This window comes from Hymenobacter ruricola (assembly GCF_015694525.1).
GTDB classification, from domain to species: Bacteria; Bacteroidota; Bacteroidia; order Cytophagales; family Hymenobacteraceae; genus Hymenobacter; species Hymenobacter ruricola.
Genome location: NZ_JADQDM010000006.1, coordinates 122260 through 147089 on the forward strand (window position 1 = coordinate 122260; position 24830 = coordinate 147089).

The 24830-nt window shown below is 60.5% G+C and carries 23 protein-coding genes; 6 read left to right on the top strand and 17 right to left on the bottom strand.

Translation table 11 applies throughout. The features are described 5' to 3' along the window. Window positions 1-32: 32 nt before the first annotated feature. The 3 genes from I2H31_RS13475 to mutL form a co-directional block, all read right to left on the bottom strand. Window positions 33-941 carry a rhomboid family intramembrane serine protease gene (locus tag I2H31_RS13475; RefSeq protein WP_196293565.1) on the bottom strand — a complete coding sequence of 303 codons (909 nt, stop codon included), beginning with the start codon at window positions 939-941 and terminating at the stop codon, window positions 33-35. A gap of 82 nt (window positions 942-1023) precedes the next feature. Further along, on the bottom strand, window positions 1024-1818 hold the full coding sequence (locus I2H31_RS13480) for a rhomboid family intramembrane serine protease (protein WP_196293566.1): 795 nt from the start codon (window positions 1816-1818) through the stop codon (window positions 1024-1026). A gap of 41 nt (window positions 1819-1859) precedes the next feature. Continuing rightward, window positions 1860-3944 (bottom strand): DNA mismatch repair endonuclease MutL, encoded by a 2085-nt coding sequence (mutL, locus tag I2H31_RS13485; protein ID WP_196293567.1) that lies wholly within the window; start codon window positions 3942-3944, stop codon window positions 1860-1862. 309 nt (window positions 3945-4253) lie between these two features. Between mutL and I2H31_RS13490 the strand changes: the two genes are divergently transcribed. Beyond that, entirely contained in the window at window positions 4254-7244 is a 2991-nt protein-coding gene (locus tag I2H31_RS13490) for a glycoside hydrolase family 3 N-terminal domain-containing protein (protein WP_230687768.1), read from the top strand. A gap of 114 nt (window positions 7245-7358) precedes the next feature. After that, window positions 7359-8495, top strand: a complete 1137-nt coding sequence (gene bshA, locus I2H31_RS13495) for an N-acetyl-alpha-D-glucosaminyl L-malate synthase BshA (RefSeq protein WP_196293568.1) — start codon at window positions 7359-7361, stop codon at window positions 8493-8495. Between the two features lie 193 nt (window positions 8496-8688). Here the strand turns inward: bshA and I2H31_RS13500 are convergent, their stop codons facing one another. After that, on the bottom strand, window positions 8689-9225 hold the full coding sequence (locus I2H31_RS13500) for a DUF7935 family protein (protein ID WP_190923096.1): 537 nt from the start codon (window positions 9223-9225) through the stop codon (window positions 8689-8691). Between the two features lie 254 nt (window positions 9226-9479). On the opposite strand from I2H31_RS13500, the gene I2H31_RS13505 reads away from it, so the two are divergent. The 3 genes from I2H31_RS13505 to I2H31_RS13515 all read left to right on the top strand — a co-directional run bounded on the left by I2H31_RS13505 (window position 9480) and on the right by I2H31_RS13515 (window position 12373). Next, window positions 9480-9827: a HesB/IscA family protein gene (locus tag I2H31_RS13505; protein ID WP_046243208.1), complete on the top strand. Its 348-nt coding sequence runs from the start codon at window positions 9480-9482 to the stop codon at window positions 9825-9827. 105 nt (window positions 9828-9932) lie between these two features. Continuing rightward, window positions 9933-12146, top strand: coding sequence for a penicillin acylase family protein (locus I2H31_RS13510; RefSeq protein ID WP_196293569.1), 2214 nt, complete (start codon window positions 9933-9935; stop codon window positions 12144-12146). A 38-nt stretch (window positions 12147-12184) separates the two neighbouring features. Beyond that, entirely contained in the window at window positions 12185-12373 is a 189-nt protein-coding gene (locus I2H31_RS13515) for a hypothetical protein (protein ID WP_196293570.1), read from the top strand. Between the two features lie 128 nt (window positions 12374-12501). On the opposite strand, the gene I2H31_RS13520 is transcribed toward I2H31_RS13515, so the two are convergent. The 10 genes from I2H31_RS13520 to I2H31_RS13565 all read right to left on the bottom strand — a co-directional run bounded on the left by I2H31_RS13520 (window position 12502) and on the right by I2H31_RS13565 (window position 21600). Beyond that, on the bottom strand, window positions 12502-13008 hold the full coding sequence (locus I2H31_RS13520; protein ID WP_196293571.1) for a cupin domain-containing protein: 507 nt from the start codon (window positions 13006-13008) through the stop codon (window positions 12502-12504). 152 nt (window positions 13009-13160) lie between these two features. After that, complete coding sequence (locus I2H31_RS13525) at window positions 13161-13598, bottom strand: GNAT family N-acetyltransferase (RefSeq protein ID WP_196293572.1); 438 nt, start codon at window positions 13596-13598, stop codon at window positions 13161-13163. Window positions 13599-13633: 35 nt separating this feature from the next. Continuing rightward, on the bottom strand, window positions 13634-14515 hold the full coding sequence (locus tag I2H31_RS13530; RefSeq protein ID WP_230687770.1) for a ChaN family lipoprotein: 882 nt from the start codon (window positions 14513-14515) through the stop codon (window positions 13634-13636). 36 nt (window positions 14516-14551) lie between these two features. Then, entirely contained in the window at window positions 14552-15322 is a 771-nt protein-coding gene (locus tag I2H31_RS13535; protein WP_196293573.1) for a glycosyltransferase family 25 protein, read from the bottom strand. Window positions 15323-15431: 109 nt separating this feature from the next. After that, complete coding sequence (locus I2H31_RS13540) at window positions 15432-16820, bottom strand: ABC transporter permease (RefSeq protein WP_196293574.1); 1389 nt, start codon at window positions 16818-16820, stop codon at window positions 15432-15434. 123 nt (window positions 16821-16943) lie between these two features. Further along, window positions 16944-17882: an ABC transporter ATP-binding protein gene (locus I2H31_RS13545; protein WP_196293575.1), complete on the bottom strand. Its 939-nt coding sequence runs from the start codon at window positions 17880-17882 to the stop codon at window positions 16944-16946. Between the two features lie 148 nt (window positions 17883-18030). Next, window positions 18031-18681, bottom strand: coding sequence for a hypothetical protein (locus I2H31_RS13550; RefSeq protein WP_196293576.1), 651 nt, complete (start codon window positions 18679-18681; stop codon window positions 18031-18033). After that, a complete protein-coding gene (locus I2H31_RS13555) occupies window positions 18681-19190 on the bottom strand; it encodes an RNA polymerase sigma factor (RefSeq protein WP_196293577.1) in 510 nt (169 codons plus the stop codon). The genes I2H31_RS13550 and I2H31_RS13555 overlap by 1 nt, the downstream gene beginning before the upstream one ends. A 550-nt stretch (window positions 19191-19740) precedes the next feature. Next, entirely contained in the window at window positions 19741-20877 is a 1137-nt protein-coding gene (gene dnaJ / locus I2H31_RS13560) for a molecular chaperone DnaJ (RefSeq protein WP_196293578.1), read from the bottom strand. Window positions 20878-21021: 144 nt separating this feature from the next. Then, window positions 21022-21600 carry a nucleotide exchange factor GrpE gene (locus I2H31_RS13565; RefSeq protein WP_196293579.1) on the bottom strand — a complete coding sequence of 193 codons (579 nt, stop codon included), beginning with the start codon at window positions 21598-21600 and terminating at the stop codon, window positions 21022-21024. Between the two features lie 136 nt (window positions 21601-21736). On the opposite strand from I2H31_RS13565, the gene I2H31_RS13570 reads away from it, so the two are divergent. Next, window positions 21737-22186, top strand: a complete 450-nt coding sequence (locus I2H31_RS13570; protein WP_196293580.1) for a hypothetical protein — start codon at window positions 21737-21739, stop codon at window positions 22184-22186. Between the two features lie 8 nt (window positions 22187-22194). On the opposite strand, the gene obgE is transcribed toward I2H31_RS13570, so the two are convergent. The 3 genes from obgE to I2H31_RS13585 all read right to left on the bottom strand — a co-directional run bounded on the left by obgE (window position 22195) and on the right by I2H31_RS13585 (window position 24611). Continuing rightward, window positions 22195-23187, bottom strand: a complete 993-nt coding sequence (gene obgE / locus I2H31_RS13575; protein ID WP_196293581.1) for a GTPase ObgE — start codon at window positions 23185-23187, stop codon at window positions 22195-22197. A 181-nt stretch (window positions 23188-23368) separates the two neighbouring features. Beyond that, the gene (locus tag I2H31_RS13580; RefSeq protein ID WP_196293582.1) at window positions 23369-23995 is read right to left on the bottom strand and encodes an adenylate kinase; all 627 of its coding nucleotides are present in this window, start codon (window positions 23993-23995) and stop codon (window positions 23369-23371) included. 76 nt (window positions 23996-24071) lie between these two features. Continuing rightward, complete coding sequence (locus I2H31_RS13585; RefSeq protein WP_196293583.1) at window positions 24072-24611, bottom strand: phosphoribosyltransferase; 540 nt, start codon at window positions 24609-24611, stop codon at window positions 24072-24074. Window positions 24612-24830: the final 219 nt, after the last annotated feature.

Genomic DNA, 24830 nt, shown 5'->3' on the forward strand with positions numbered 1-24830 from the left:
GCGGACTTTGAATCTTTTAGATTAGGAAGACCCTACTGCTGGCTGGCCCGGAATAGCTTCTGCTTCTCTTCCTTCGAGAGGCTTTCGTAGCCCGAGCGCGAAATCTTGTCCAGAATCAGGTCGATTTCGTCTTGCAGCGGCTGGTTGGCCGCGGCGGGCTTTTTGCCGCCGCTGGCGGAGGTGGCGGCCACCGGCTCGGCGCGGCGCGGGGTGCTCACGCGCATGGCCGGCTGGCGGTGGGTGAGGTTGCTAAAGAAATTGCCCACGGCCTGCACCGGGCGGCCCAGGTCGCGGCCGGCCTGCAGCTGCTTGATGAACACGAAGCCCAGCAGGGCGCCGCCCAGGTGGGCAATTTCGCCGCCGGGGTTGCCACCGTTCACGCCGGCCAGCGAAATGAGCACCACCACGGCCGCAATCCACTTAATCTTGACCGGGCCGATGAGGATGAGCATGAAGGTGTAGTCGGGCAGCAGCGTGGCGCCGGCCACGATGATGGCCGTGACGGCCGCCGAAGCCCCAATCATGGGCGTGCCCACGCCCGGCTGAAACACGGGCAGCAAATTGAAACTCAGCAGAAAGACGGCGGCTCCGGCCAGGGCGCCCAGCACGTAGATGCTCACCAGGCGCCGGTCGCCGAGGTACTCGCGCACCAGCTGCCCAAACCAGTAGAGGTTCAGCAGGTTGAACAGGATGTGGAAGAATTCCTGGTGGCAGAAGGCGTAGGTCAGCAGCGTCCAGGGGTGGCGCAGCAGCACGGGCAGCGACGACGACAGCTCCAGCTGCCGCATCACCACGGGGTAATACCCGGCGGCGCTGCTTAGCGTGAGAATGGCCCGCAGCACGATGAGCGCGGCAAACACAATCACATTCAGCAGAATAAGCTGCATAAGCGCGTTGTCGCGGCGGCTAAAGGCATTACGGATGTCTTGAACAATGCTCATGGCACGAGTCGGGAATTATACAGCTGCAACGGATTTCGCCGGCAGATAGTGACAATGAAAAGACCGATTTTTCAGCCCGCGGCTAATAAAACCGCTCGCGGCCGCCTTCCCAGAATTTCACCACCAGAAAGCCAATCAGCAAGCCGCCGAGGTGCGCAAAGTGGGCCACGTTGTCGCCGGGCACGCGGTGCACGCCACTGTAGAGTTCGTACAGGGCGTAGAGACCCACGAAGTACTTGGCTTTGATGGGAAAGGGAAAGAACAGCAGCATGAGCTCGGTGTTCGGAAAGAGGTAGGCGAAGGCGAACAGCAAACCGAACAGCGCGCCCGAGGCTCCTACCATGCCGCCGCCGCGCGAATTGCGGGTTTCCTCCACCGCGCCATCAATGGCGCTGGTGGCGGCGCTGATATATTCCTGGTTTTGCGGGTTGCGCTGCAGGGCGCCGGCCAGGGTCTCGTAGCCGGTGGCATCGGGGAAATAGGAACGGAAGAAATTGGCAAATTCAGGCCCGGAAGGCGCTTGGTGAAATTCCTGTCGTGCCTGTTCCATTTTGTACATCTCGTAGCCGCGCACGCCTTCGTAGAGCAGGCCCGCGCCCACCCCGCAAATCAGCCAGAACGTGAGGAAGCGCGACGGCCCCCAGCGCTGCTCCAGCAGCGGCCCGAACGAAATCAAGCCGAACATATTGGAAAACAAGTGCCCCCAGCCGGCGTGCAGGAACATGTAAGTGAAGAACTGCCAGGGAAAAAAATACGGCGAGCCGATAGGGTACAAGCTGCCAATTTGGGTGAGGAGCGGCAGCAGGCTCATCTGGGCCAGCAGAAACGCGATGTTCGCAATCAGCAGGTTACGAACGGTGGGGGTCAGGTTGAACATGTAGGGAAGATGGGGTGTCGCGCAAGCCGCGCGGCCGGGGCTCACTTACGGAAAAAATCGGCCAGCTGCTGCCCGTCGAGCAGCACCAGGGTTTTGCGGCCGTCCGGGGTGTAGCCGGGGGTCTGGCAGGCGAACAGGCGGTCGGCGAGGGCTTGGAGCTCGGCCTCGGGCAAGCGCGTGGCGGCCGTGCTGGCGGCCACGCGCCGGGCCAGGGCGCGGGCCAGGCTTTCGCTTTGGTCGAGCTTGAGCGGCCCGGCGGCGGTGCGGAACTGCTCAATCAGGCTTTCCAGCAGCTCCTTCTCGTTCTGGGGCGGCATGCCGGCCGGGATGGCTTCCACGGCAATGGCGTTGGGCCCAAACTCGACGAAGATGAAGCCCAGCGCGTGCAGTGGCTCGGTGAGCTCGCGCAGCACGGCAAAGTCGGCCGGCGAAAACGTGACCGTGCGCGGAAACAGCAGCGTCTGGGAGGTGCCCACGGCGCGGCTCAGCTCCTGCCGGTATTGCTCGTACAGAATCCGCTCGCGGGCGGCTTCCTGGTCAATCAGCAGCACGCCCGACTTCACGGGCACCAGCACAAAGCGCTGCTGCACCTGCACGGCGCGGCTGCCCGGGCCGCCTTCGCGGGCCGGCGCCGGCGTGGCGGGCGAGGCTTCGGGCATGCTGAGCCCGAGCGTAAAATCGTTGGTGCCGGCCGCCGGGGCCGCAGCCGCTGCCTCCGCTGGCACATCGGCCTCGAAGCTGCGCGCGATGGGGTTGTCGGCGCCCACCGTTTGGTCGTCGCGCACGGGCTGGCCCAGTTCGCGGTAAAAGGCTTCCAGCTCGCGCCGGGCCTGCTCGGTGGGGCGGGGCGGCAGGCCACGCTCGTAGCCGTCGCGCCGCACTTCGGGCGAGAAGTTGGAGAAGCCGGAACTGTTGGCGGCGGGACTGCGGGTGGCGGCGGAAGCTGCGGCGGCCAGGGCATCGGGGCGGTAGGCGTCGGGGCTGGCGGCGGCCCGGGCGGCGGCCCGGGCGGCGGGCGTAGCGGCCGGCAGGTGGTCGTCGGTGGTGGTGGGCACGTCGCCGGTGCCTTTGCCGGCCCGCAGCGGCCGGATGGGCGCAAAATTCACGTCGCCGTCGAAGTCCAGCGACGGCGCGATGTTGTGGATGCCCAGGCTTTGTTTCACGGCGGCGCGCACCACGGCGTAGACGGTTTTCTCGTCCTCAAACTTTATTTCCGTCTTCGTGGGGTGCACGTTGATGTCGATGGCCTTGGGGTCGAGCTCCAGAAACAGCACGTAAAACGGGTGCGTGTCGCGGGCCAGCAGGCCCTCGTAAGCCGCCAGCACGGCGTGGTTGAGGTAGGCGGAGCGAATGAAGCGGTTGTTGACAAAGAAGAACTGGTCGCCCCGGCTTTTCTTGCTAGACTCAGGCTTGCCCACGAAGCCGCGCACCGAAATGGAGTGCGTCACCTCCTCGCAGGCCGCCAACTGCTCCTTGTAGCCGTTGCCGAGCAAGGCCACGATGCGCTGGCTGAGCTTGCCGGCCGGCAGCCCAAATACCTCCAGCTCATTTTGGTAGAGCGAGAAGGCAATCTGCGGGTTGGCCAGCGCCACGTGCTGAAACTCATCCAGAATGTGCCGCATTTCCACGGCATTGCTCTTGAGGAAGTTGCGCCGGGCCGGCACGTTGAAAAACAGGTTTTTGACCGCAATGCTGGTGCCGTCGGGGCAGGCGGTGGGCTGCTGGCTGGTCACCTGCGAGCCTTCCACCAGCAGCAGCGTGCCGGTGTCCTGGTCGCGCTGCTTGGTACGGATTTCGACCTGCGCCACGGCCGCGATGCTGGCCAGGGCCTCGCCCCGGAAGCCCAGCGTGCGGATTTTGAACAGGTCTTCGGTCGAGCGGATTTTGCTGGTGGCGTGGCGCTCCAGGCTCATGCGGGCGTCGGTCGGGCTCATGCCGGCGCCGTTGTCGACGACCTGCACGAGCTGCTTGCCGGCTTCTTTCACAATGAGTTGCACCTGGGTGGCACCGGCGTCGACGGCGTTTTCCAGCAGCTCCTTCACCACCGAGGCAGGGCGCTGCACCACTTCGCCGGCCGCAATCTGGTTGGCGAGGTACTCGGGAAGCAGGTGGATGATATCGGGCATTTCGAAAGTCAGATGGCGGGTAGAGAGAAAAGAGCGTAGCTGCGCTAACGGGCACGCAGACAAGCGAAAACGTGCCCGGCAATAACCGGAAACCGAACACGTTGTAAACCCTCGACGGGGTTTTCTGCGTACCTTCGCGGCTAAATAGCGGAGTTCCAGCTTGAAATTTTCCGGCAGTGCCGGGGGTATTTCAAGCCGCAGCCGGCTTCGTTTGGAACCTCCAAACCCGGCCGGCGGGTTCCGCTGCTACCCACGACAAAAGTACGGCCCCCGCGGCCCGTTTGCCTCTTGAACCAACCCAATCACTCCATGGGGCTCCTGCGCATCCCCCTTCAGCTGAGCCTGGCCGCTTTGCTGCTGGCCGCGGGCCTTCTGCTGTCGTTTTCGGAAGTAAAAAAGCTGCCCGCCGACCCGCTGCCGGCGTCGCCCAAGGAGATGGCCTGGGTCGACAGCGTGTTCAACTCGCTCACGCCCGAGCAGCGCCTGGGCCAGCTCTTCATGGTGGCCGCCTACTCCAACAAGGACCGCAGCCACGTGGAGCGCATCGAGCGCCTGGTGCGCAACCAAAACATTGGCGGCGTGATGTTTCTGCAGGGCGGCCCCAAGCGCCAGGCCCTGATGACCAACCGCCTGCAGGCCGCCGCCAAGGTGCCCCTGCTCATTGCCATGGACGCCGAATGGGGTCTCGACATGCGCCTCGACTCCTCGGCCCACTACGCCAAGCAAATGACGCTGGGCGCCATGGACGACCCCAAACTGGTGTACCAAATGGGCCGCGACATTGCCCGCAAGATGCGCGCCCTGGGCGTGCACATCGACTTCGCGCCGGTGATTGACGTGAACTCCAACCCCGGCAACCCCGTCATCGGCAACCGCTCGTTTGGCGAAGACCAGAACCGGGTGGGCGCACTGGGCATTCAGTACATCAAGGGCTTGCAGGAAACCGGCGTCATGGCCGTGGCCAAGCACTTTCCCGGCCACGGCGACACCGACACCGACTCGCACGTGTCGCTGCCAGTCATCAACACCGACCTGGCCCGGCTGCAAAAAGTCGACCTGGTGCCGTTTCAGCAGTCGTTTGAGGCCGGCGTGATGGGCGTGATGGTGGCCCACCTCTACATGCCGCTCTTCGACACGACCAACGCCAAAACCACCACGCTGTCGCGGGCCCTGGTGACGGACTTGCTCAAGGACAAGATGGGCTTTAAGGGCCTGGTTTTCACCGACGCGCTCAACATGAAGAGCGTGAGCAAGCTCTACAAAGACGGCGAGCTGGACGCCATGGCCCTGGCCGCCGGCAACGACGTGCTGCTGTTTTCGGAAGATGTGCCGGCCGCGCTCAAGCGCATTCAGGAGGCAGCGGCCAATGGCGCCTTGAAACAGGAAGATTTGGACCTGCGCATCAAAAAGATTTTGCGCGCCAAGTACTGGGCCGGCCTGGCCAACTACAAGCCGGCGCGCCTCACCACGCTGCGCGACAGCCTGAACCAGCCATACACCAAAGTGCTGGCCCAGAATATTTTCGAGCACGCCGTGACGGTGGTGAAGAATGACGACAAGCTCCTCCCCTTCCAACGGCTCGACACCTTGCGCATTGCGGCCATCACCATCGGCACGCAGGCCGAAGGGCCGTATGCCACCATTTTCAACAAGTACCAGCCCGGCCCGGTGTACGCTGTGCCCGACCGCTACGCCCCGGACAGCACCTTTGCCCGCATTGCGAGCCGCCTCACGGGCTACAACGTGGTGGTGGTGAGCCTGCACCAGATGAACAACACGCCCAGCCACAGCTACGGCATCGGCGACGGGGCATTAAAATTTATCAAGCAGCTCGAAGCCAATAAGGGCTTCAAGACCGTGGTGGTGGCCATGGGCAACGCTTATTCGCTGAAATTTCTGGAAGACGCCCGCACGCTGGTGTGCGGCTACGAAGACCACTACGCCGCGCAGCTGGTGGTGCCGCAGGTGCTGTTTGGCGCGCTGCCGGCGCGGGGCAAGCTGCCCGTCACGGTGTCGCCCACCATGCGCGTAACCACCGGCCTTGCCACCCCCGACCTGCACCGCCTGCGCTACGCCGCCCCCGAAAGCCAGGGCCTGAGCTCCCGCGTACTGGCCCAGATTGACAACATTGCCCTCGAAAGCCAGACCTACGCCGCCGCCCCCGGCTGCCAGGTGCTGGTGGCCAAAAACGGCACGGTGGTGTTTGACCAGAGCTACGGCTACTGCACCTACGACCAGTCTCAGCCCGTGACCAGCAGCACCTTGTACGACCTGGCCTCGGTGACGAAAGTGGCCGGCACGCTGCAGGCCGTGATGTACCTCAAGGACCAAGGCAAGCTGAATATTGAAGAAAAAGTGGCCACCTACCTGCCCGAGCTGGCGCGCACCAACAAGCGCGACATGACCGTGCGCGACGTGCTGCTGCACCAAGCCGGCCTCAAGCCGGGCATCCCGACCTGGGAGCGCACCATGCGCGACGGCCAGCTCAAGCCGACCTTCTACGCCAGCATCCGCTCCGACGACTTTCCCAACGAAGTGGCGCCCGGCGAGTACAGTACCAAAGCCGCCGACGACTCCGTCTGGGCCTGGACCATGCGCTCGGGCCTGCTGCCCAAGGTGAAAGGGAAGTACCCCACGGAGTACTCGGACCTGAGCTTTATTGTGATGAAGCGGGTGTGCGAGAAGATTCTGAAGCAGCCCATTGAGAACTTCCTGCAGGACAACTTCTACCGGCCGCTGGGCCTGGGCAGCATGACCTACAACCCCCTGCAGCGCTTCCCCAAGAGCTGCATTGCGCCCACCGAGAAGGACACCTACTACCGCCGCGAGCAGCTGCAGGGCACCGTGCACGACCAAACCGCGGCCCTGGTGGGCGGCGTGGGCGGCCACGCCGGCCTTTTCGCCACCGCCAACGACCTGGCCGTGCTCATGCAGATGAACCTGCAAAACGGCAATTACGGCGGCACCCGCTACTTCCAGAACCCGGTGGTGACGGAGTTTGCCCGGCCCCAGAACGGCGGCCGCCGCGGCCTGGGCTGGGACCACGGCGACCCCAGCAAACCCGAAGGCCCCACCAGCAACCTTTCGCCGGCCAGCACCTTCGGCCACACCGGCTTCACGGGCACCTGCGTGTGGATGGACCCGGATAACAACATCCTCTACGTCTTCCTCTCCAACCGCGTGTACCCCGATGCCGGCAACAACAAGCTGCGCCAGTACAACATCCGCACGCGCATTCACGAGGTGATTTACAAGTCGATGGCGGCGGGCACGAAGGTGGTGGCCGACAGCGGCCGTTAACCGCGACGATTCGAGCGGAATGTTGTATTTGCACACGGTTTGGCGTGCGCATTAACATCTCGGTCCTTTCCCGGTTAGGCAAAACGCGAAGCTCATTTTCGCGTTAGCTCCTCTATGAACATCGGCATCGTTTGTTATCCCACGTTTGGCGGCTCGGGCGTGGTGGCCACGGAACTGGGCAAGGCCTTGGCCCAGCGCGGCCACCGCGTCCACTTCATCACCTACAGCCAGCCGGTGCGGCTCGACTTCTTCAACGAAAACCTCTTCTACCACGAGGTGTATGTGCCGGCCTATCCCCTGTTCCAGTTCCCGCCCTACGAGTTGGCCCTGACCAGCAAGATGGTCGACATCGTGCAGAATGAAAAGCTCGACGTGCTGCACGTGCACTACGCCATTCCGCACGCTTCGGCGGCCTACATGGCCAAGCAGATTCTGCGTTCGCGGGGCATCAACATTCCGGTGGTGACCACGCTGCACGGCACCGACATCACCCTTGTGGGCAAAGATTCCAGCTTCGAGCCGGTGGTCACGTTCAGCATCAACCAGAGCGACGGCGTGACGTCGGTATCCGATGACTTGCGGCGCGAAACCTACCAGTACTTTGCGGTTGAGAAAGACATTACCGTCATCCCCAACTTCATTGACCTGCACCGCTTCCGGAAGCAGGAAAAAAGCCATTTCCGGGCCGCCATTGCGCCCGAGGGCGAGAAGCTGCTCATCCACACCAGCAACTTCCGCACCGTAAAGCGGGTCGAAGACGTGCTGCGCATCTTCGTGGGCGTGCGCGAACAGATTCCGGCCAAGCTGCTGCTGGTGGGCGACGGTCCCGACCGCAACCGCATGGAAAAGCTGGCCCGCGACCTCGACGTGCACCGCGACCTGCGTTTCCTAGGCAAGCTCGAAGCCGTAGAGGAAGTCCTCAGCGTGGGCGACCTGTTCCTGATGCCCTCCGAAAACGAAAGCTTCGGCCTCGCCGCGCTCGAAGCCATGGCCTGCGAAGTACCCGTGGTGAGCACCAACGCCGGCGGCATTCCCGAGCTGAACGTGCACGGCGTGACGGGCATGATTAGCGACATCGGCGAAGTGCCCGACATGGTCAAAAACGCCCTCTACGTGCTCGACGACGAAAACCTGCCGCGCTTCAAAGCGGCTGCCCGCGCCCGGGCCGAGGAGTTTGCCGTGGAGAACATTGTGCCGCGCTATGAGGAGTGCTACCAGCGCGCCATTGAGGCCGTGAGCGCGGCAGTGTAGCAAACGTCTGCCTCGTCGGTCATTGCGAGCGCAGCGCGGAAATCCTTCCTCTCTGTGCGACCAACCCTGAGATGCAACAAACTGAAAAGCCCCGGCTCTACGCAGAGTCGGGGTTTTTTATATTATTGGAATTGTCGCTGAGAACGGGAAGGATTGCCGCGCTGCGCTCGCAATGACGGGCAGGCCGCAAGCGCTAGAACAAACTCGCCGCCTCGTTCTTCACCACTGCAATGGCCTGCGCCGTGGGCTCAGCCCCGTCCATCATCAGGCCTTCCAGAATGCGTTTGGCCAGCTCGGTGCCGCGGGCCTGGGCGGGGTTCTGGATGCCGTGAAAGGCGCGGTTGACCATCGTGAGTACGTTTTCTTTGGCCTCCTTCACCAGCGTCCAGGCATCGGCCGAGATGTAGAGCTGCTGCGAAAGGTTATGCTCGTACTCGGCGCGGATTTCCTGCTGCAGCAGCCGGTGAAACTCCGGCGCGGTGGAGCCGGCGCTGCTCAGGCGCACCAGAATATTATTGGGCGAGATGCGCTCCAGAAACAGGATGGCGCGCTCGTAGGCCTGCAGGCGCAGGGGCAGCGTGGTTTTATTGCTTTCGAGCCGCAGCTCGATGAGGCGACGCTGCTGCTCTTTTTCCAGAAACTCCTTGAAGAGAAAATAGATGGCGCCGGCCACGATGAGGGCGGGCAGAATAATCTTGAGTAGGTCGTAGAAATAGGTGGTCGAATCCATAATTTTAAATACTTAGTCCATCATGCAGAGCGCAGCGAAGCATCTTGCCTGCTACTACTAATTCATAACGAACCAACGAAGCAGTAAAGATGCTTCGCTGCGCTCTGCATGACGGGCTGATTGCACGTTGGGCCGCAAACTTACGCCGTGAACCGCCGGCCCCCAACTGCTGTTTACCCCCCGAAGCAACCGCGCACAACCCACGACCGGCTGCCGTATCTTTGCTATCCATCTCTCTTTAAATCGACTTTCACATGGCTGCTGTTGCCACCCTCGCCCCCATTAGCCTCACCGACCGCGCCCTGGTCGAAGTGAAAAACATCATTCAGGAAAAGAACGTCCCGGCCGATTACGGCCTGCGCATTGGTGTGCAGGGCGGCGGCTGCTCGGGCATGAGCTATCTGTTGGGTTTCGACAAAGCAAAAGACGCCGACGAAACCTACGACCTCGACGGCCTCAAGCTCATCATGGATAAGAAGCACGCTATGTACGTGCTGGGCATGGAAGTCGACTTCCAGGACGGCCTCAACGCCCGCGGCTTCGTCTTCAACAACCCCCAGGCCAAGAGCACCTGCGGCTGCGGCTCGTCGTTCTCGGCATAGGGAACACCATCGGATTAGAACGTCATGCTGAGCGCAGTCGAAGCATGACGTTTATTGTAAAAGCCCCGGCCCACCAGCCGGGGCTTTTCCATTTACTTTCGTGCCATGCGCTTTTTCTCCTTTTGCCATTCCCTAGTCCTGCCGGCGTTGCTGGCCGCCGGCGCCGCCCAGGCCCAGAAATTCACGGCCCCGGAGCTGGCCCGCTGGAAGCAGCAGGCCCAGCAGGTGAGCATCACGCGCGACACCTGGGGCGTGCCACACATCTATGGCAAAACCGACGCCGATGCCGTGTTTGGCCTGCTCTACACTCAGTGCGAAGACGACTTTGAGCGCGTAGAGGCCAATTACCTCGACGCCATTGGCCGCCAGGCCGAAGTGGACGGCGAAGCGGCGCTCTACCACGATTTGCGGGCCCGCTTGTTCATGGACAGCACCCAGGCGCTGGCCATCTACCGCAAAACCCCGCCCGAGATGAAGAAGCTGCTCGACGCCTTCGCGGCGGGCACCAACTACTACCTCGCCGCCCACCCCACCGTGCGGCCCAAGCTGCTGCGCCGCTTCCAGCCCTGGATGCCGCTGATGTTCAGCGAAGGGAGCATTGGCGGCAACATCAGCGTGGTGAGCACGGAGCGGCTGAAGGCTTTTTATAGCCAGAAGAAATCGAGTTCGTGGATTGATACCGATTTCGAGAAGAAGGACCGGGAGCCCACCGGCTCCAACGGTTTTGCCATTGCGCCCGCCAAAACGGCCAACGGGCACGCCCTGCTGCTCATCAACCCGCACACCTCGTTTTACTTCCGCTCCGAGGTGCAGATGGTGAGCCAGCAGGGCCTAAATGCCTACGGCGCCGTGACCTGGGGCCAGTTTTTTGTGTACCAGGGCTTTAATGAGCACTGCGGCTGGATGCACACTTCCAGCCAAGCCGACTCGATGGACGAATACCTGGAAGCCATTGAGAAGAAGAACGGGGCGTTTTTCTACAAATACGGCGGCAAGCTGCGGCCCGTGCAGGTGGAAAAAGTGTCGTTGTCCTACCGCGACGGCGACCGGATGCTGCGCCGGGAATTCATCATTTACCGCACCCACCACGGCCCCATCGTGGGCCAGAAAACCGACCAGCAATGGGTGGCCCTGCGCATGATGAACGAGCCGCTGGCCGCCCTGCAACAGTCGTACCTGCGCACCAAGGCCACCGACTACGCAGGCTTTCAGGAGGTAATGAAGCTGAACGGCAACGCCTCGAACAACACCGTTTTTGCCGACAGCAAGGGCAGCATTGCCTACTGGCACGGCAACTTTATGCCCCGGCGCGACCCCACATTCGACTGGAGCCAGCCCGTGGACGGCAGCAACCCGGCCACCGAGTGGAAAGGCTTCCACGCCGTGAATGAGCTGGTGCAGGTGCACAACCCCGCCAGCGGCTTCATCCAGAACTGCAACTCGACGCCGTTTACGGTTTCGGGCCCCGGCAGCAGCCCGGCCGCCGCCAAATACCCGAAGTACATGGCGCCCGACGCCGAAAACTACCGCGGCCTCAATGCCGTGCGCGTGCTCAGCGGCAAAGCCGTTTTCAATCTCGACACCCTGATTGCCGCCGCCGACGACCCGCACCTCACGGCCTTCGACGACCTGCTGCCGCCGCTGCTCACGGCCTACCAGCCCACCTCGGCCGAAAAAGCTGCCGCGCCGGCTTTGGATGAAGCTGTGCAGGTGCTGCGCGCTTGGAACCGCAACTACAGCCAAACCTCCGTGGCCCAGACCGTGGCCACCTACTGGGCCGAGCGGCTGCTGGCCAAGGCCCGCGCCCACGTGCCCGCCGCCCAGCCGCAGCTCGACTACATCAGCTTCACCAAATTTGCGCTGGCCGAAACCAGCCCCGCGGAAAAGCTGGCCGCCCTCACCGAATCCCTGGACGACCTGACCCGCGATTTTGGCACTTGGAAAACGCCCTGGGGCGACATCAACCGCTTCCAGCGCCTGACCGGCAAGGTGCAGGAAACCTATGACGACCAGCAGCCCAGCCTGCCGGTGGCCTTCACGTCATCGGCCTGGGGCTCGCTGGCCGCGTTTGGGGCGCGGGCCTACCCCGGCACCAAAAAGCGCTACGGCAACGTGGGCAACAGCTTCGTGGCGGTGGTGGAATTTGGGCCGCGCCTCTCGGCGCGCTCCGTGGTGACGGGCGGGCAGAGCAGCCGGCCGGGCACGCCGCACTTCACCGACCAGGCCGGTTTGTACGGCAACGGTCACTTCAAAGAAGTGCGCTTTTACCCGGAAGATGTGAAGGCCCACGCCGAAAAAACGTATCATCCGGGCGAGTAGTTTTTTCTCGTTGCTTTCTCATCTCACCCCGAACCGCCATGGACATTAAATATCTCTCCGACGACAAAGGCAAAATAACCGGCGTTTTCATTCCCCTCGACGAATGGGAACGGCTGCAAAAGCAGTACAATATCACCGAACAAGCCCCCGCCGACTCCGGCGCCAAGCTGCAGCAGTCGCTGGCCGACGCCCTGAAAAAAGCCAAGCCGAGCGGAGAAATCGAATAAAATTAACCGGTTATGCTGAGCGCAGCCGAAGCATCTCTACCGCAACACTAAAGCAGATTAATTGAGCAGCAGAGATGCTTCGGCTGCGCTCAGCATGACCGGTTTTCTTTTCAAAAGAACATCGACTGTTAGCGGCCGAAGTCGTCCTGCACGCGCACGATGTCGTCCTCGTCCGAAGGGTGGTCGGCGTCGGTGTGCTGCCAGATTTCGGCCAGCACGCCCCATTCCTTGAGGCCCACCAGGCGGTGGCGCTCGCCTTGCCGCAGCACGATGCGCTCGCCTACCTGATGGGTTTTCACTTCGCCCTGCTCGTCGGTTTCGCTGGTGGCCACGCCCACCGGGCCCTGCACCACCTGCCAGATTTCGGCGCGGCGGTGGTGGTACTGCCAGCTCAGCCGCTGCTGCGGTGCCACTAGTAGCACCTTGGGGCTCAGCTTGCCCGAAATGCGCAGATGGTCGACGGACAAGCCATCGAAATAGATGTCAGCAAATTGCTGGGCCTGGCTTTCGTCAATCACGAAAAAGCCGCCCCAGGGCCGCGTGGGGTCTTGCTGGGCAATGGTGAAACCTTGCTGTTGCAACTGCGCGGCCACTTGCTGGAAAAGGCCTTGTTTCTGGGAGTCGGGGGTGGGCATGAAATTACCTTGAAGGGTATTCGACCAAAATTGGGGCTGCAATTTAGCGAAAGCCAAGTTGCATAGCCGGGTGCCGCCCCCGATGGGCGGAACCCTTTGCCGTGCCATCGGTTGCAAGGGCCACGTGGGTTCTCCGCTGGCTTAAGTTGGCTTTAGTGCTTTCGCCAGGCCGCCGCCGTCATCTCAAACTTTACCTCGCCATTCGGTCGCAACCCCAAATCCCACCACCCGGCTTTCCGGTAAAACGCCTCGGCCCGGGTGCCCGGCGCGGTGCCCAGCCACACGGGCTCCTGGGTTTGGCTGAAATACCAGTTCAGCATGGTGTCGTGCAAAGCCCGGCCGATGCCTTGGCGGTCGTAGTCGGGGTGTACAAACAGCGCCCAGATGCTGTGGTCCTGCAAATCGGCAATGGCGAAGCCCACGATGCGGCCGTCTGCTTCGGCCACCCAGCCCTTGCCCCGGCGCGTGAGGTAGTCCACGTTATCGGCGTGGGTCACCAGACTGCGGTTGTTGAGCACGTTTTCTTTCACGGCAAACCGGACTTCCATATAAGCTGGAATGTCCGCAACCTGGGCTTCGCGAAGCAGCATGTAGGCAAGGGGAATGGTATGCTCCAAAGACATGGTCAATACGATTTGCCCGCATCGTCCGGCACTACAATCACGTAGTCAGCCACGTTCAACTGCTCCTTGTCGAGTTGCTGAAGTTGTTCCTGCGTCACCACGCTGAGCGTTTTTACGCGCAGCGTGGGAGCGTACTGGCGCAGGTAGGCCCCGGTGCCGTCGTGGTGGTCAGAGTGGTAGCTGCCGTTGAAGTGCAGCAGCGTTTGGCCCTCTTGGCGGTTGGCATTGATGAAATAGGCCATGGTGGCATCTCGCAGCGCCTGGGCCTGAATAATGTTCTGCGCACCTGCACCGTGGGTTTTACTATCGCCGCCGAACATGGCAGCCATGTTTTTGTAGCCGGGCAGGTCGTAATCCACTTTCAGGGGCAGCGGGGCCAGCAGGGCGCGGTCTACGGCCGGTAGCTTGTCGAGCACCTTGAGGCTGCCGCGCGCCACGGCGCTCACGAAAGGCCTCGGCGCATTGGTGCCAACGACTGCAATATGCTGGTCGCGTGCGAATTGCAGCAGCGGCCGGTAATCGGTGGCGTAATTGGGCCAGGGGCGGGCCTGGCGCTCAAACGCCGAATCGGCCAGGGTACCGGCGGCGTATTGGGCCACCAGTGGCTGCACGTCGCGCTCAAACATTTCCAGGCCCAGCACCAGCTGGCCGGGCTTTTTGAGCTTCAACAGGTCTTTGGCTACTTGCAGCTCCAGCCAGTGGGCCAGCACGTCGTTGTGCTGCTCGCCGAAGAGCACCACGTCGGCCTGCCCCAGTTCCTGCATCATCTGGTCGAAATCGGCCGGCCGGCCGCTGGCCGTGAACAGGCGGTAGGCCGGCCGGTCGGCGGTGAATGAGGTTAAGGATATTGCTCCGAAAAGGATAGCAGTAGCAAAAGCGTACAAAGCTTATACATTAAGAGGCACAACCAGTGCAGTCCTTCATTTTACTAGCTGAAAATTTTGCCGCTGCTTCGACAGCAATTTTCTTCTCCACATCAACATATTGTGCAAAGGGAATACCCTGTAGCGCTCTACCCATTCTGATATTCGCCCAACCAACGACGTTTGTGGAAGATAGTCGATTTGACTTTTAAAATTGGCTGGTTCCACCAGAAAAGGGTACGTCAACCGCAGTTGGGCTAAGCCGGTATCGGCTTGTAGCGCGGCCCACGAATCAGCGCCCACTCGCATGGGCAAGCGTTTTTCAGATAAAAGTTTAGCCGCCTCAAGTGATATAATATATCCCAGGGAAGAGTGCAATGGGCCGTAGTCATTGGGGCTGCACAGTTGACTACTGGTTCCTTTTAGCTTTGCTTCGGGACGGAGCAGAACCTCGTTGTTCGCCTGAGCGAAAAGAAGTTGAATCTCTCCGGACACTAGTTTATCAACCAACATAGGCAGAGCAACTGCTAATTGGGGAGACAATTTCGCGTCATCTTCCAGTACGAGCGCCACCGGGATATTATCAGCCACCATACGCTGACAAATGGCATGATGGCTTAACACGCACCCAACCATGCCCGGAGTACGCCAATAGGGGTGAGGCCGCAGGGCTTCCTCGTCGCATACAGTAGCGAGGTCAGTCGCCGTTAATGTGCGGCCATCAACCGCAGCAACAAATTCTGCGGTCAAATTCTGGTCGCCCAGTTGTTTCTCCATAAAGGCACGCCGTTCTGTTGAGCGTGCTAGATTAATCACAAAAATTTTCATTTTTTAAATTTAAGCATGGGGGCAGCCCTCAATAAGGGAGTACAATAATAACGCATGGACTTAGAACTGCTCACCCTTGCCTCACCACTGGAAGCGCTTTAATTATAACTTATCCCTTGTAAAACATCCACTTGCCTAGCTCTTTGTAGGTCACTTTCTTGCCGTACATCAGCACACCCACGCGGTAGATGCGGGCCGCCACCCACACCGTGCCGATGAAGCCGAGAATGAGCAGGAAGATGGACAGGGCCAGCTGCCACATGGGCACGCCAAATGGCAGGCGGATGACCATGGCAATGGGCGAGGTAAACGGTATCATCGACATCCAGAAGGCCACCGGCCCGTCGGGGTTGCGCAGAATGACCGACACGCCCACGATGTAGCTCAGAATGAGCGGCATGGTAATCGGGAACATGAACTGCTGGGTATCGGTCTGGTCGTCGACGGCCGCGCCCACAGCCCCAAACAGCGCCCCGTAGAGCAGGTAGCCGCCCAGGAAGTAGATGATGAAGCCGAACAGAATGGTGCCGATGGGCAGGTTGGCAAGAATTTCAAACGCCTTGAAGCGGCCTGTCATCACTGTAGCGCCCTGCTTTGAAGTGCCGCTCATTGCTTGGTCCATCTTCGTGCTGGTCGATTGCGAGACATCGGGGGAGGCACTTGTAGCAGATGGGGTGGCGGTAGCCATTTCGGTTTTTGCCTTATCGCGGCCCGCCAACAAGGGTACCAGCACCGAAGACGCCCCAAACGACAGCAGCCCCCAAAGCAGGAACTGGGTGAGCCCCACCGCCGCAATGCCCATGATTTTGCCCATCATCAAGTCAAATGGCTTCACCGACGACAGCATCACTTCCATGATGCGGCTCGACTTCTCCTCTCCCACCCCGCGCATGATTTGCACGCCGTATATGAAGATGAACAGGTAAATGGCCAAGGCTAATGCGTACGCCGTGCCTGAAGTGGCAAGGGCATTGCTGTCCGCTTCCTTGCCGGTTTCATCGAGGCTGATGGCTTGCAGGTCCACTTTGGAGCGCAGTCGGTCAAGTTGTTCTTGTGACAGACCGGACTTCTGCATTTTCAAGTCGGAAAAGGCTTTGTTGAGCGCATTTTCTACAGCTCCTTGTTTTTTAAGGCTGATGTTGCCCTTGCCGAAGAATTGCACCCCGACTGGATTTTCCACGTCAAGACCTGAAGGCAGGTATATCAAGCCGTCATGCTTAGCTTTCTGAAAGCCCTTTTTGGCTTCGGCCAGCGTGCCGGTGGCGGGCTCAAAGCGCAGTTGCGGCGTGCTCACGAGGCGGCTGGCCACGTTCAGGCCGGAGTCGTCGCGCACTTCCACCACGTCGGTGGATTCGTTGTCGGAGCTGGCAATTTTGGCGATGAACACCCCGAACCCGGCCAGCAGCAGCGGCACGGCGAGGGTGAGAACGATGAAGGCCCGTTTGCGCACCCGGGTCAGGTATTCGCGCTGGGCAACGAGTAAAAATTTGGAAGCCATGATGGTAATTATTTTGTCATCCTGAGCGCAGCGAAGGACCTTATCACGCCCGCGCTGCTGGAAGTTGACTGCCGACGAAAGCCGCCGTGATAAGATGCTTCCTGCGTCAGCAGGACAAACGGTTTAGGTAGTTTCTTCAACCAGGGTTTCGGGCATGGTTTCGCGCACGCGCCGGATGAAAATCTCGTTGATGCTCGGGATTTTCTCGCGGAAGGCTTCCACCTCCACCGCCCCGATGAGGTAGCGCAGCAAGTCGTTGGGCCGCACGCCGGCGTGCAGCTGCACCCGGGCGTAGAAGTGGCCGTTTTCGCGCTCCTTTTGCTCCACCACTTCAAAATCGGGGTGCACCACCAGCAGCTTGCCGCGGCCTTCCACCTCGTAGGTGTTGGTTTTGAACTGGTCGCGAATCACGCCGATGGGCCCGTCGAGTACCTTGCGCGAGCGGTTTATCAGGGCAATGTTGTCGCACATCTCCTCCACCGATTCCATGCGGTGCGTGGAGAAAATGATGGTGGCGCCCTCCTGCTTCAGGCGCAGAATTTCGTCCTTAATCAAGTTGGCGTTTATCGGGTCGAAGCCGGAAAAAGGCTCGTCCAGAATGATGAGGCTGGGCTCGTGCAGCACCGTGGCAATGAACTGCACCTTCTGCTGCATGCCCTTGCTGAGGTCCTCCACGTTTTTGCCGGCCCATTCCTTTATTTCGAAACGGTTCAGCCACTGCTTGATGCGCGCCGTGGCGTCGGCGCGGCTCAGGCCGCGCAACTGGGCCAGGTAGAGCAGCTGCTCGCCCACTTTCATCTTTTTATAGAGGCCGCGCTCCTCGGGCAGGTAGCCGATTTGGGCAATGTGGCCGGGGTTGAGCCGCTCGCCGCGGAAGCGGATTTCGCCTTCATCAGCGCCCGTAATCTGGGTGATGATGCGGATGAGCGAAGTTTTGCCCGCGCCGTTGGGGCCCAGCAGGCCGAAGATGCTGCCCTCGGGAATGGCGAGGCTCACCCCGCTGAGGGCGACGTGGTTGGCGTAGGCCTTGCGCACGTCGATGGCTTCCAGGATTGGTTTCACAGAAAAAGAAGTTGGTTGGCGGGTTAAATGTAGGAGAAATGACGCGGGGCAAATGTATCGGAGGCCCTGGCCATTTGCCAGCCGTTGGGAGCCAAGCGGCCGCAACCGGGCCCTAAGCGGCAAATAAGCGGGATGAATGGCGACGGGTTCATTCCGCAAGGGCGGGAGCCGGCTCGTCGCCGAGCTCGCGCAGGTTGGCTTCGAGCCGGTCCAGGTGCTGACCGTAGAGGCGCTGCAAATACCAGCGGGTGAACCCGCGCATGCCAAAATACGCCCCCACGCCCACCACCGCGTACGCCGCTCCCAGGATGCCCAGGCTCAGCAGCAGTTTTTGCCCCGAAAACTGCTGCGCAATGCGCCCGCCCAGAAACAGCAGCCCGACGCTAAACGACCCCGGCACCGACCACATCGTGGCCCGGAAATACAGCTGCACCAGGCCCCGCAGGCTCTGCAGCTGCCGCTTCATGTGCTCGCGCACCGCCCCGCCGCTGGCATCGCCCAGCTGCCGAAGCACGGCCAGCTTCCGCCGAAAATAGAAGCCGCTGAGCAAGCAAATAAGCGCCAGCCAGGCCGCCATGGCTAGGTAATAGCCGTCGTGGGTGGTGGCCGCGGCCACAAAGCACCCCAGCAAGCACACCGCCACCACCCCAATTTCGAGCCAGGCGTTGCGGCGCATCTTGGCCACGGGGCTGCGCGAACCCTGGGTGAGCAGGGCCGCCAGGGCCGAATCGTCGAGCGGCGGCAGCGTTTCGGCCGGCGCGGGCTGCTGCCACTGGCGGCGGAGGTCATCGAGTTCCATCAGGCGGCGGGGGCTAAAAGCGAGCGAAGTTTTTCCTGCACGCGGTGCATTTTCACGCGCACGTTGTTTTGGGTGATGCCCAGAATGTCGGCCATTTCTTCGTACGACCGGTCTTCGAGGTAAAGCAGAATGAAGGCCTTGTCGACTTCCGACAGCCGACCGATGGCGCGGTAGAGCTGAGCGCGGTCATCGGCGTCGTAGCCGGTTTCCGGGGCCTGGGCCACGGCCAGCGCTTCGGCGTCCAGCTCGCTCGGAGCCGGGCGGCGGGTGCGCTGGCGCAGGTTCGAGATGGCCACGTTCAGGGCAATGCGGTAGAGCCAGGTGCTGAGCTTGGCGTTGGGCTGCGGCACGTAGCGCGGCCACGCCCGCCACAGCTGCAATATTATTTCCTGAAACAGGTCCTGCCGGTCATCGGCGTCCTGGCAATACAGCCGGGCCACGCGGCGCAGCAGCGGCTGGTACTCGTTCAGCGCGGCAACAAAATCGGCGGACGGCGCGGCGGCAGGCATTGGGGGTAGTGGTTTCGGGAAGTGAATCGCAACCAATGGCGTAGCATTACATGGGTTGAATAAAATATTTTCCCCCTGCAATTCAGATGATTGAATCCGACCAATGAGTAACCTTAGAATCACACCATACCTTTGGATTAAGCGCGTTGGGTATGTCCCCCAGCCGAACCGGGTCCTCTGAAAAGAGGAAGCCCCGGCTGCTCGAACAGACCGGGGCTTCAGAAGTGTGGGGGTTTTAGTGGAACCCTTTACTTCTTCTGGAACATGAATAGGGACCGCGTGAAAAAACTACTGCAATCAGTTGGAAAAGCTGTTTTGTTAGGAGTGGCGAGCGGAGTGGGAAAAGCCATTGGCTTATTCTTGCTCACGCAGCTACTTCGGTAGTTGGTGAGGGGTTGGGCCCAGCGCCTGACCCCTCATTTTTATTATGTTCGTAATGCGAACAAATATACAATAGCAGTTTACATTTGGTTGCTTTCAAAAGCAAAGTGGCCCGTTAGCAAACGCTGACGGGCCACTCGCAGTGTGCACAGTCTCGCTAACTGGCGGCCTACTGGAAATACTCCTTCACTTTCTCGAAGAAGCCTTTCTCGTTCTTGCCCGGGTGCGGCGTGAAGTTATCCGAGTCGCGCAGCTTCTCCAGCAGCTCGCGCTCCTGGCTGCTCACGTTTTTGGGCGTCCACACGTTGAGGTGAATGAGTTGGTCGCCGCGGCCGTAGCCGTTGATGTCCTTGATGCCTTTGCCGCGCAGGCGCAGGATTTTGCCGGGTTGGGTGCCCGGGTCCACCTTGATTTTCACCTTGCCTTCGATGGTCGGCACTTCCAGGTTGGCACCCAGCGCGGCATCTACGAAGGAGATGTACTGCTCGAACATGATGTTGTTGCCGTCGCGCTTCAGGAACTCGTGCGGCTCCTCCTCAATCTGAATGAGCAGGTCGCCGGGCACGCCGCCGCGCTCGGGGAAGTTGCCTTTGCCATTCATGCTCAGTTGCATGTCGTTGGCCACGCCGGCGGGGATGTTGATGGGAATCACTTCCTCGTGCAGCTGCCGGCCTTCGCCTTTGCACACGTCGCAGGTGGCGGTCACGGTTTTGCCTTCGCCGTTGCAGGTGGGGCAGGTGCTGCTGCTCACCATCTGGCCGAGCATGGTGTTGACCACGCGCTTGGTTTGGCCGGAGCCCTGGCAGGTTTGGCAGGTCTTGAGCTCGGTGCCGTTTTTGGCGCCGGTGCCGCTGCAGGGCTGGCAGGCCACGTAGCGCTTCACCTTGATTTTCTTCTCCACGCCGTTGGCAATTTCTTCCAGGTCGAGCTTCAGCTTGATGCGCAGGTTTGAGCCCTTGCGCTGGCGCCGGCCGCCCTGGCGCCCGCCCCCAAAGAAGCCCTCGAAGCCCCCGCCGCCGAAGATGTCGCCGAACTGGGAGAAGATGTCGTCCATGTTCTGCGGGCCGCCCCCGTTGCCACCCATGCCTTGGTGGCCGTAGCGGTCGTAGCGCGCGCGCTTGTCGGCGTTGCTGAGCACCTCGTAGGCCTCGGCGGCTTCCTTGAACTTGTCTTCGGCCGTGGGGTCGTCGGGGTTTTTATCGGGGTGGTACTTGATGGCCATCTTGCGGTAGGCCGACTTGATTTCGTCGCCCGCCGCATTTTTGGCGATACCTAATATCTCGTAATAATCGCGCTTCGTAGCCATCGTTTATGTGTTTGAACGTCATGCAGAGCGCAGCGAAGCATCTTGCCCGCAGTCATCAATTCTAATTGATTGCGTTGCGCGGGCGAGATGCTTCGCTGCGCTCTGCATGACGTTCTTTTATTCTTTCAACCTCAAACCTCAAATTTACTGCCCAAGCACCACTTTGGCGTGGCGAATCACTTTGTCACCTAAATAGTAGCCTTGCTCCACCACGTCCACGATTTTGCCTTTCAGGTCGTCGCTGGGCGCGGGAATCTGGGTGATGGCCTCGTGCAGCTCGGCATCGAAGTCGCCGCCCTTGGCTTCCATGGCGGTCAAACCCTTTTGCTGCAGCGTTTTGTTCAACTTGTTCTGAATGATGTCGATGCTCTCGCGCACGGCGTTGGCGTCTTCGGTGGCGGCGGTGGCGTTGCGGGCCCGCTCGAAGTCGTCGAGCACAGGCAATAGGGCCGTCATCAACTCCTGGTTGGCAGTTTTGAACAACTCGATGCGCTCTTTGGTAGTGCGGCGCTTGTAGTTCTCGAACTCGGCGGCCAGGCGCAGGTACTTGTCTTTGAGGTCAGCCAACTCGGCGTCGGTGCGGGTGCCTTCGGCCGCGGGGGCGCCGGTGGCCGTCAGGTTGGGGTCGGTGCTGCCGCCGTCAACATCGGTCATTTCGCCAGCTACGTGATTGGGGTCGGCGGTCAGGTTGTCGTCCTGGGGCAGGTTATTCTCGTCAGCCATTTTAGGGAATATTCGTCGGAAAGGGTTTTTCACGGGCTTAGCCGGTTAGTCACCCTGCGGGCGCAAGGAACTTGCCAAAGGGGCGCGGGCTGCCATAGTGACGTAGTTTTGTCAAACCTTAATTTGCCTTACTTTGATGGACACAAGCTCTTCAATGCGTCAAATCCTTATCCCTCTTAAACCAGAAAGGCTTGGCGGTCCCTTCGCTACAGCTGAAGCAGAGATTCTCTCCGAGAAAAACGGACGTGGGATAGCGAGGGTAACCGATTTTAATCAGTCAATAAGTTGGGTAAACGAATTTGAGCTTATGATATTTCAAACTCTAAATGATGGAATTAATCTAAAAGCGATTCGTAAGGCCAGCGAAGAAGAAATAAAAAACTATAGAGTACCTATTTGGATACAAAGCGAGGAAGTACCCGAATGCTGTGGGAAGCCAATGATATTCATTGGGCAGTTGGACGACGATACTTTGTGCGCTGAACCGCCACCAAACGCCAAGATGTGGTGGCATGATGCAGCAAGCTTTTATGTTTTCACATGCCCAGTTTGCTTATCAGTGCAAGCGGTTGGCCAGCAGTTTTGACATATTCGCTACTCGTGCAGCGCCTTCCAAATCATGTCCTTCAGCGGCACGATGTTCTTATTCGTGAGGCTGGAAATGAAAATGGACGGCACTTCCTCCGGCAGCGTCTGCCGAATCTCGGCCTCCAGTTCCTCGTCAATCATGTCGGACTTGGTGATGGCCAGCAGGCGCTTCTTATCTAGCAGCTCGGGGTTGAACTGCTCTAGCTCATTCACCAGCACCTGGTATTCGGCAGCGATGTCGGGAGAGTCGCAGCTTATCATGAAGAGCAGCATGGAATTGCGCTCGATGTGGCGCAGGAAGCGGGTGCCCAGGCCCTTGCCCTCGGCCGCACCCTCAATGATGCCGGGAATGTCGGCCATCACGAAGGATTTGTAGTCGCGGTAGGCCACCACGCCCAGGTTGGGCACCAGCGTAGTGAAGGCGTAATCGGCAATCTTGGGCTTGGCCGCCGATACCACCGACAGCAATGTGCTCTTGCCCGCGTTGGGGAAGCCCACGAGGCCCACGTCGGCCAGCAGCTTCAGCTCCAGGATGATGGTGGCTTCCACCGCCGGCTCGCCGGGCTGGGCGTATTCGGGCGCCTGGTTGATGGAGTTCTTGAAATGGTCGTTGCCCCAGCCGCCACGGCCGCCGGGCACGAGGATGGCGCGCTGGCCGTGCTCGGTGATTTCGAGCACTACCTCACCGGTTTCGGCATCGCGCGCCACCGTACCCAGGGGCACTTGCAGCACGATGTCTTCGCCCTGGGCGCCGGAGCGCAGGTTTTCGCCCCCGCCCTCGCCATCTTTGGCGAAAACGTGCTTCTGGTATTGCAGGTGTAGCAACGTCCAGAGCTGCGAGTTGCCTTCGAGGAGGATGTGGCCGCCGCGGCCGCCGTCGCCGCCGTCGGGGCCGCCGTTGGGCAGGCCCTTGGCCCGGAAGTAGTGGCGCGAGCCCGCGCCGCCTTTGCCCGAGCGGCAGATGAGTTTGACGTAGTCGATGAAGTTGTTGGAAGCCACAGGTATTCGGTATTGATTGTAAACAAACTGTCATCCTGAGCGCAGCGAAGGACCTTATCAGGTTAAGAATGACGGCTGAACTGGCGTTCAAAAACCGGTTTTTCTAACGTGAGAAGGTCCTTCGCTGCGCTCAGGATGACAGTCGTATCTAAAAGATGACGGTCGTGTTAAAAACGTAAAGTTACGCCTTTACTTCTTTGGTGGCCTCAGCCGGTGCCTCCGCCACCACGGGTTTGTGCTGGTCGATGATGGCGCAAATCTGGTCGAAGATGCTGTCGATGGCGCCGATGCCGTTCAGGGCGTGGAATTTCTTCTGGGCGGCGTAGTAGCCGGCCACCTGGGCGGTTTCGGTGTTGTACACCGTCACGCGGCGGCGGATTTTGCTTTCGTCCTGGTCGTCGGGGCGGCCGCTGGTTTTGCCGCGCTCCAGCAGGCGGGTCACCAGTTCTTCCTCGGCCACTTCCAGGGCCACCATGCAGTTGATGCCGCTGTCGTGCACCAGCATCAGCTGGTCGAGGCGCTCGGCCTGGGGCACGGTGCGCGGAAACCCGTCGAAGATAAAGCCGCCGGCGGTGGCTTTATTGGCTTGCAGGGCGTGGTCAATCATGCCGATGACCACCTCATCGGGCACCAGCAGGCCTTCGTCCATCAGCTTCTTGGCTTTGAGGCCGAGCTCGGTGCCTTGCGTAATCTGGGCGCGCAGCAAATCGCCGGTGCTCAGGTGCACGAGGTTGTACTTGGAAATGAGTTTCTGGCTTTGGGTTCCTTTGCCGGCACCGGGAGGGCCAAACAGCACGATATTCAGCATGTAGTAAGTAGCGTTTCGCTAGGAAAGGGTATGGTGGGTTCAGGCAAGTTAATCAATCAGCGCCAATAATCGCGGGCTACACGGCCACGTACACATCGGGCAGGTTGCGGCCCAGGCCGTCGTAGTCCAGCCCGTAGCCCACCACGAAATCGTTGGGAATCTCGCGGGCCACGTAGCGCACCGTGAGCTCGTGCTGCAGGCTGGCCGGCTTGAAAAACAGCGCGGCGATTTCGACCGAAGCCGGACCTTTGGTTTGCAGCGTGGGCAGCAGGTGGTGCATGGTGGTGCCGGTGTCCACGATGTCTTCCACGATAATCAGGTCGCGGTCCTGTACTTCTTCGCGCAGGCCCAGTATTTCCTGCACCGTGCCGCTGCTGGCCGTGCCCTCGTAGGAGGCCACCCGAATGAAGACGATTTCGCACTCGCCGGTGTACTTCTTCAGCAAATCGGCGGCAAACATGAAGCCGCCGGTGAGCACCACCACAAACAAGGGGCGGCGGCCGGCGTAGTCGGCGCTGAGGCGGGCGGCGAGGCTGCTCACGGCTTCATCCAGCTCTGCGGCCGATAAGTAGGGCCGGAAGGCTTTGTGGTGGATGGTGATGTGGGAATGGCCCATGCGGCACGTGAAGGACTGATGAGGCAACAAAGCTACTGCCCGTTGTCTGAACCACGGATTTATCGGATTGGTCGGATTTATCAGATTTTGTGGATGACGGGGAGCGACAAGCCATATTCCTATTTAACACATTGATAAACAATCATAAATTCACAGTTAATCATTAAAGTCAAACACCATCAGGCGAAAAAGAAAAGGCCGCTCCTAGAAGCGGCCTTT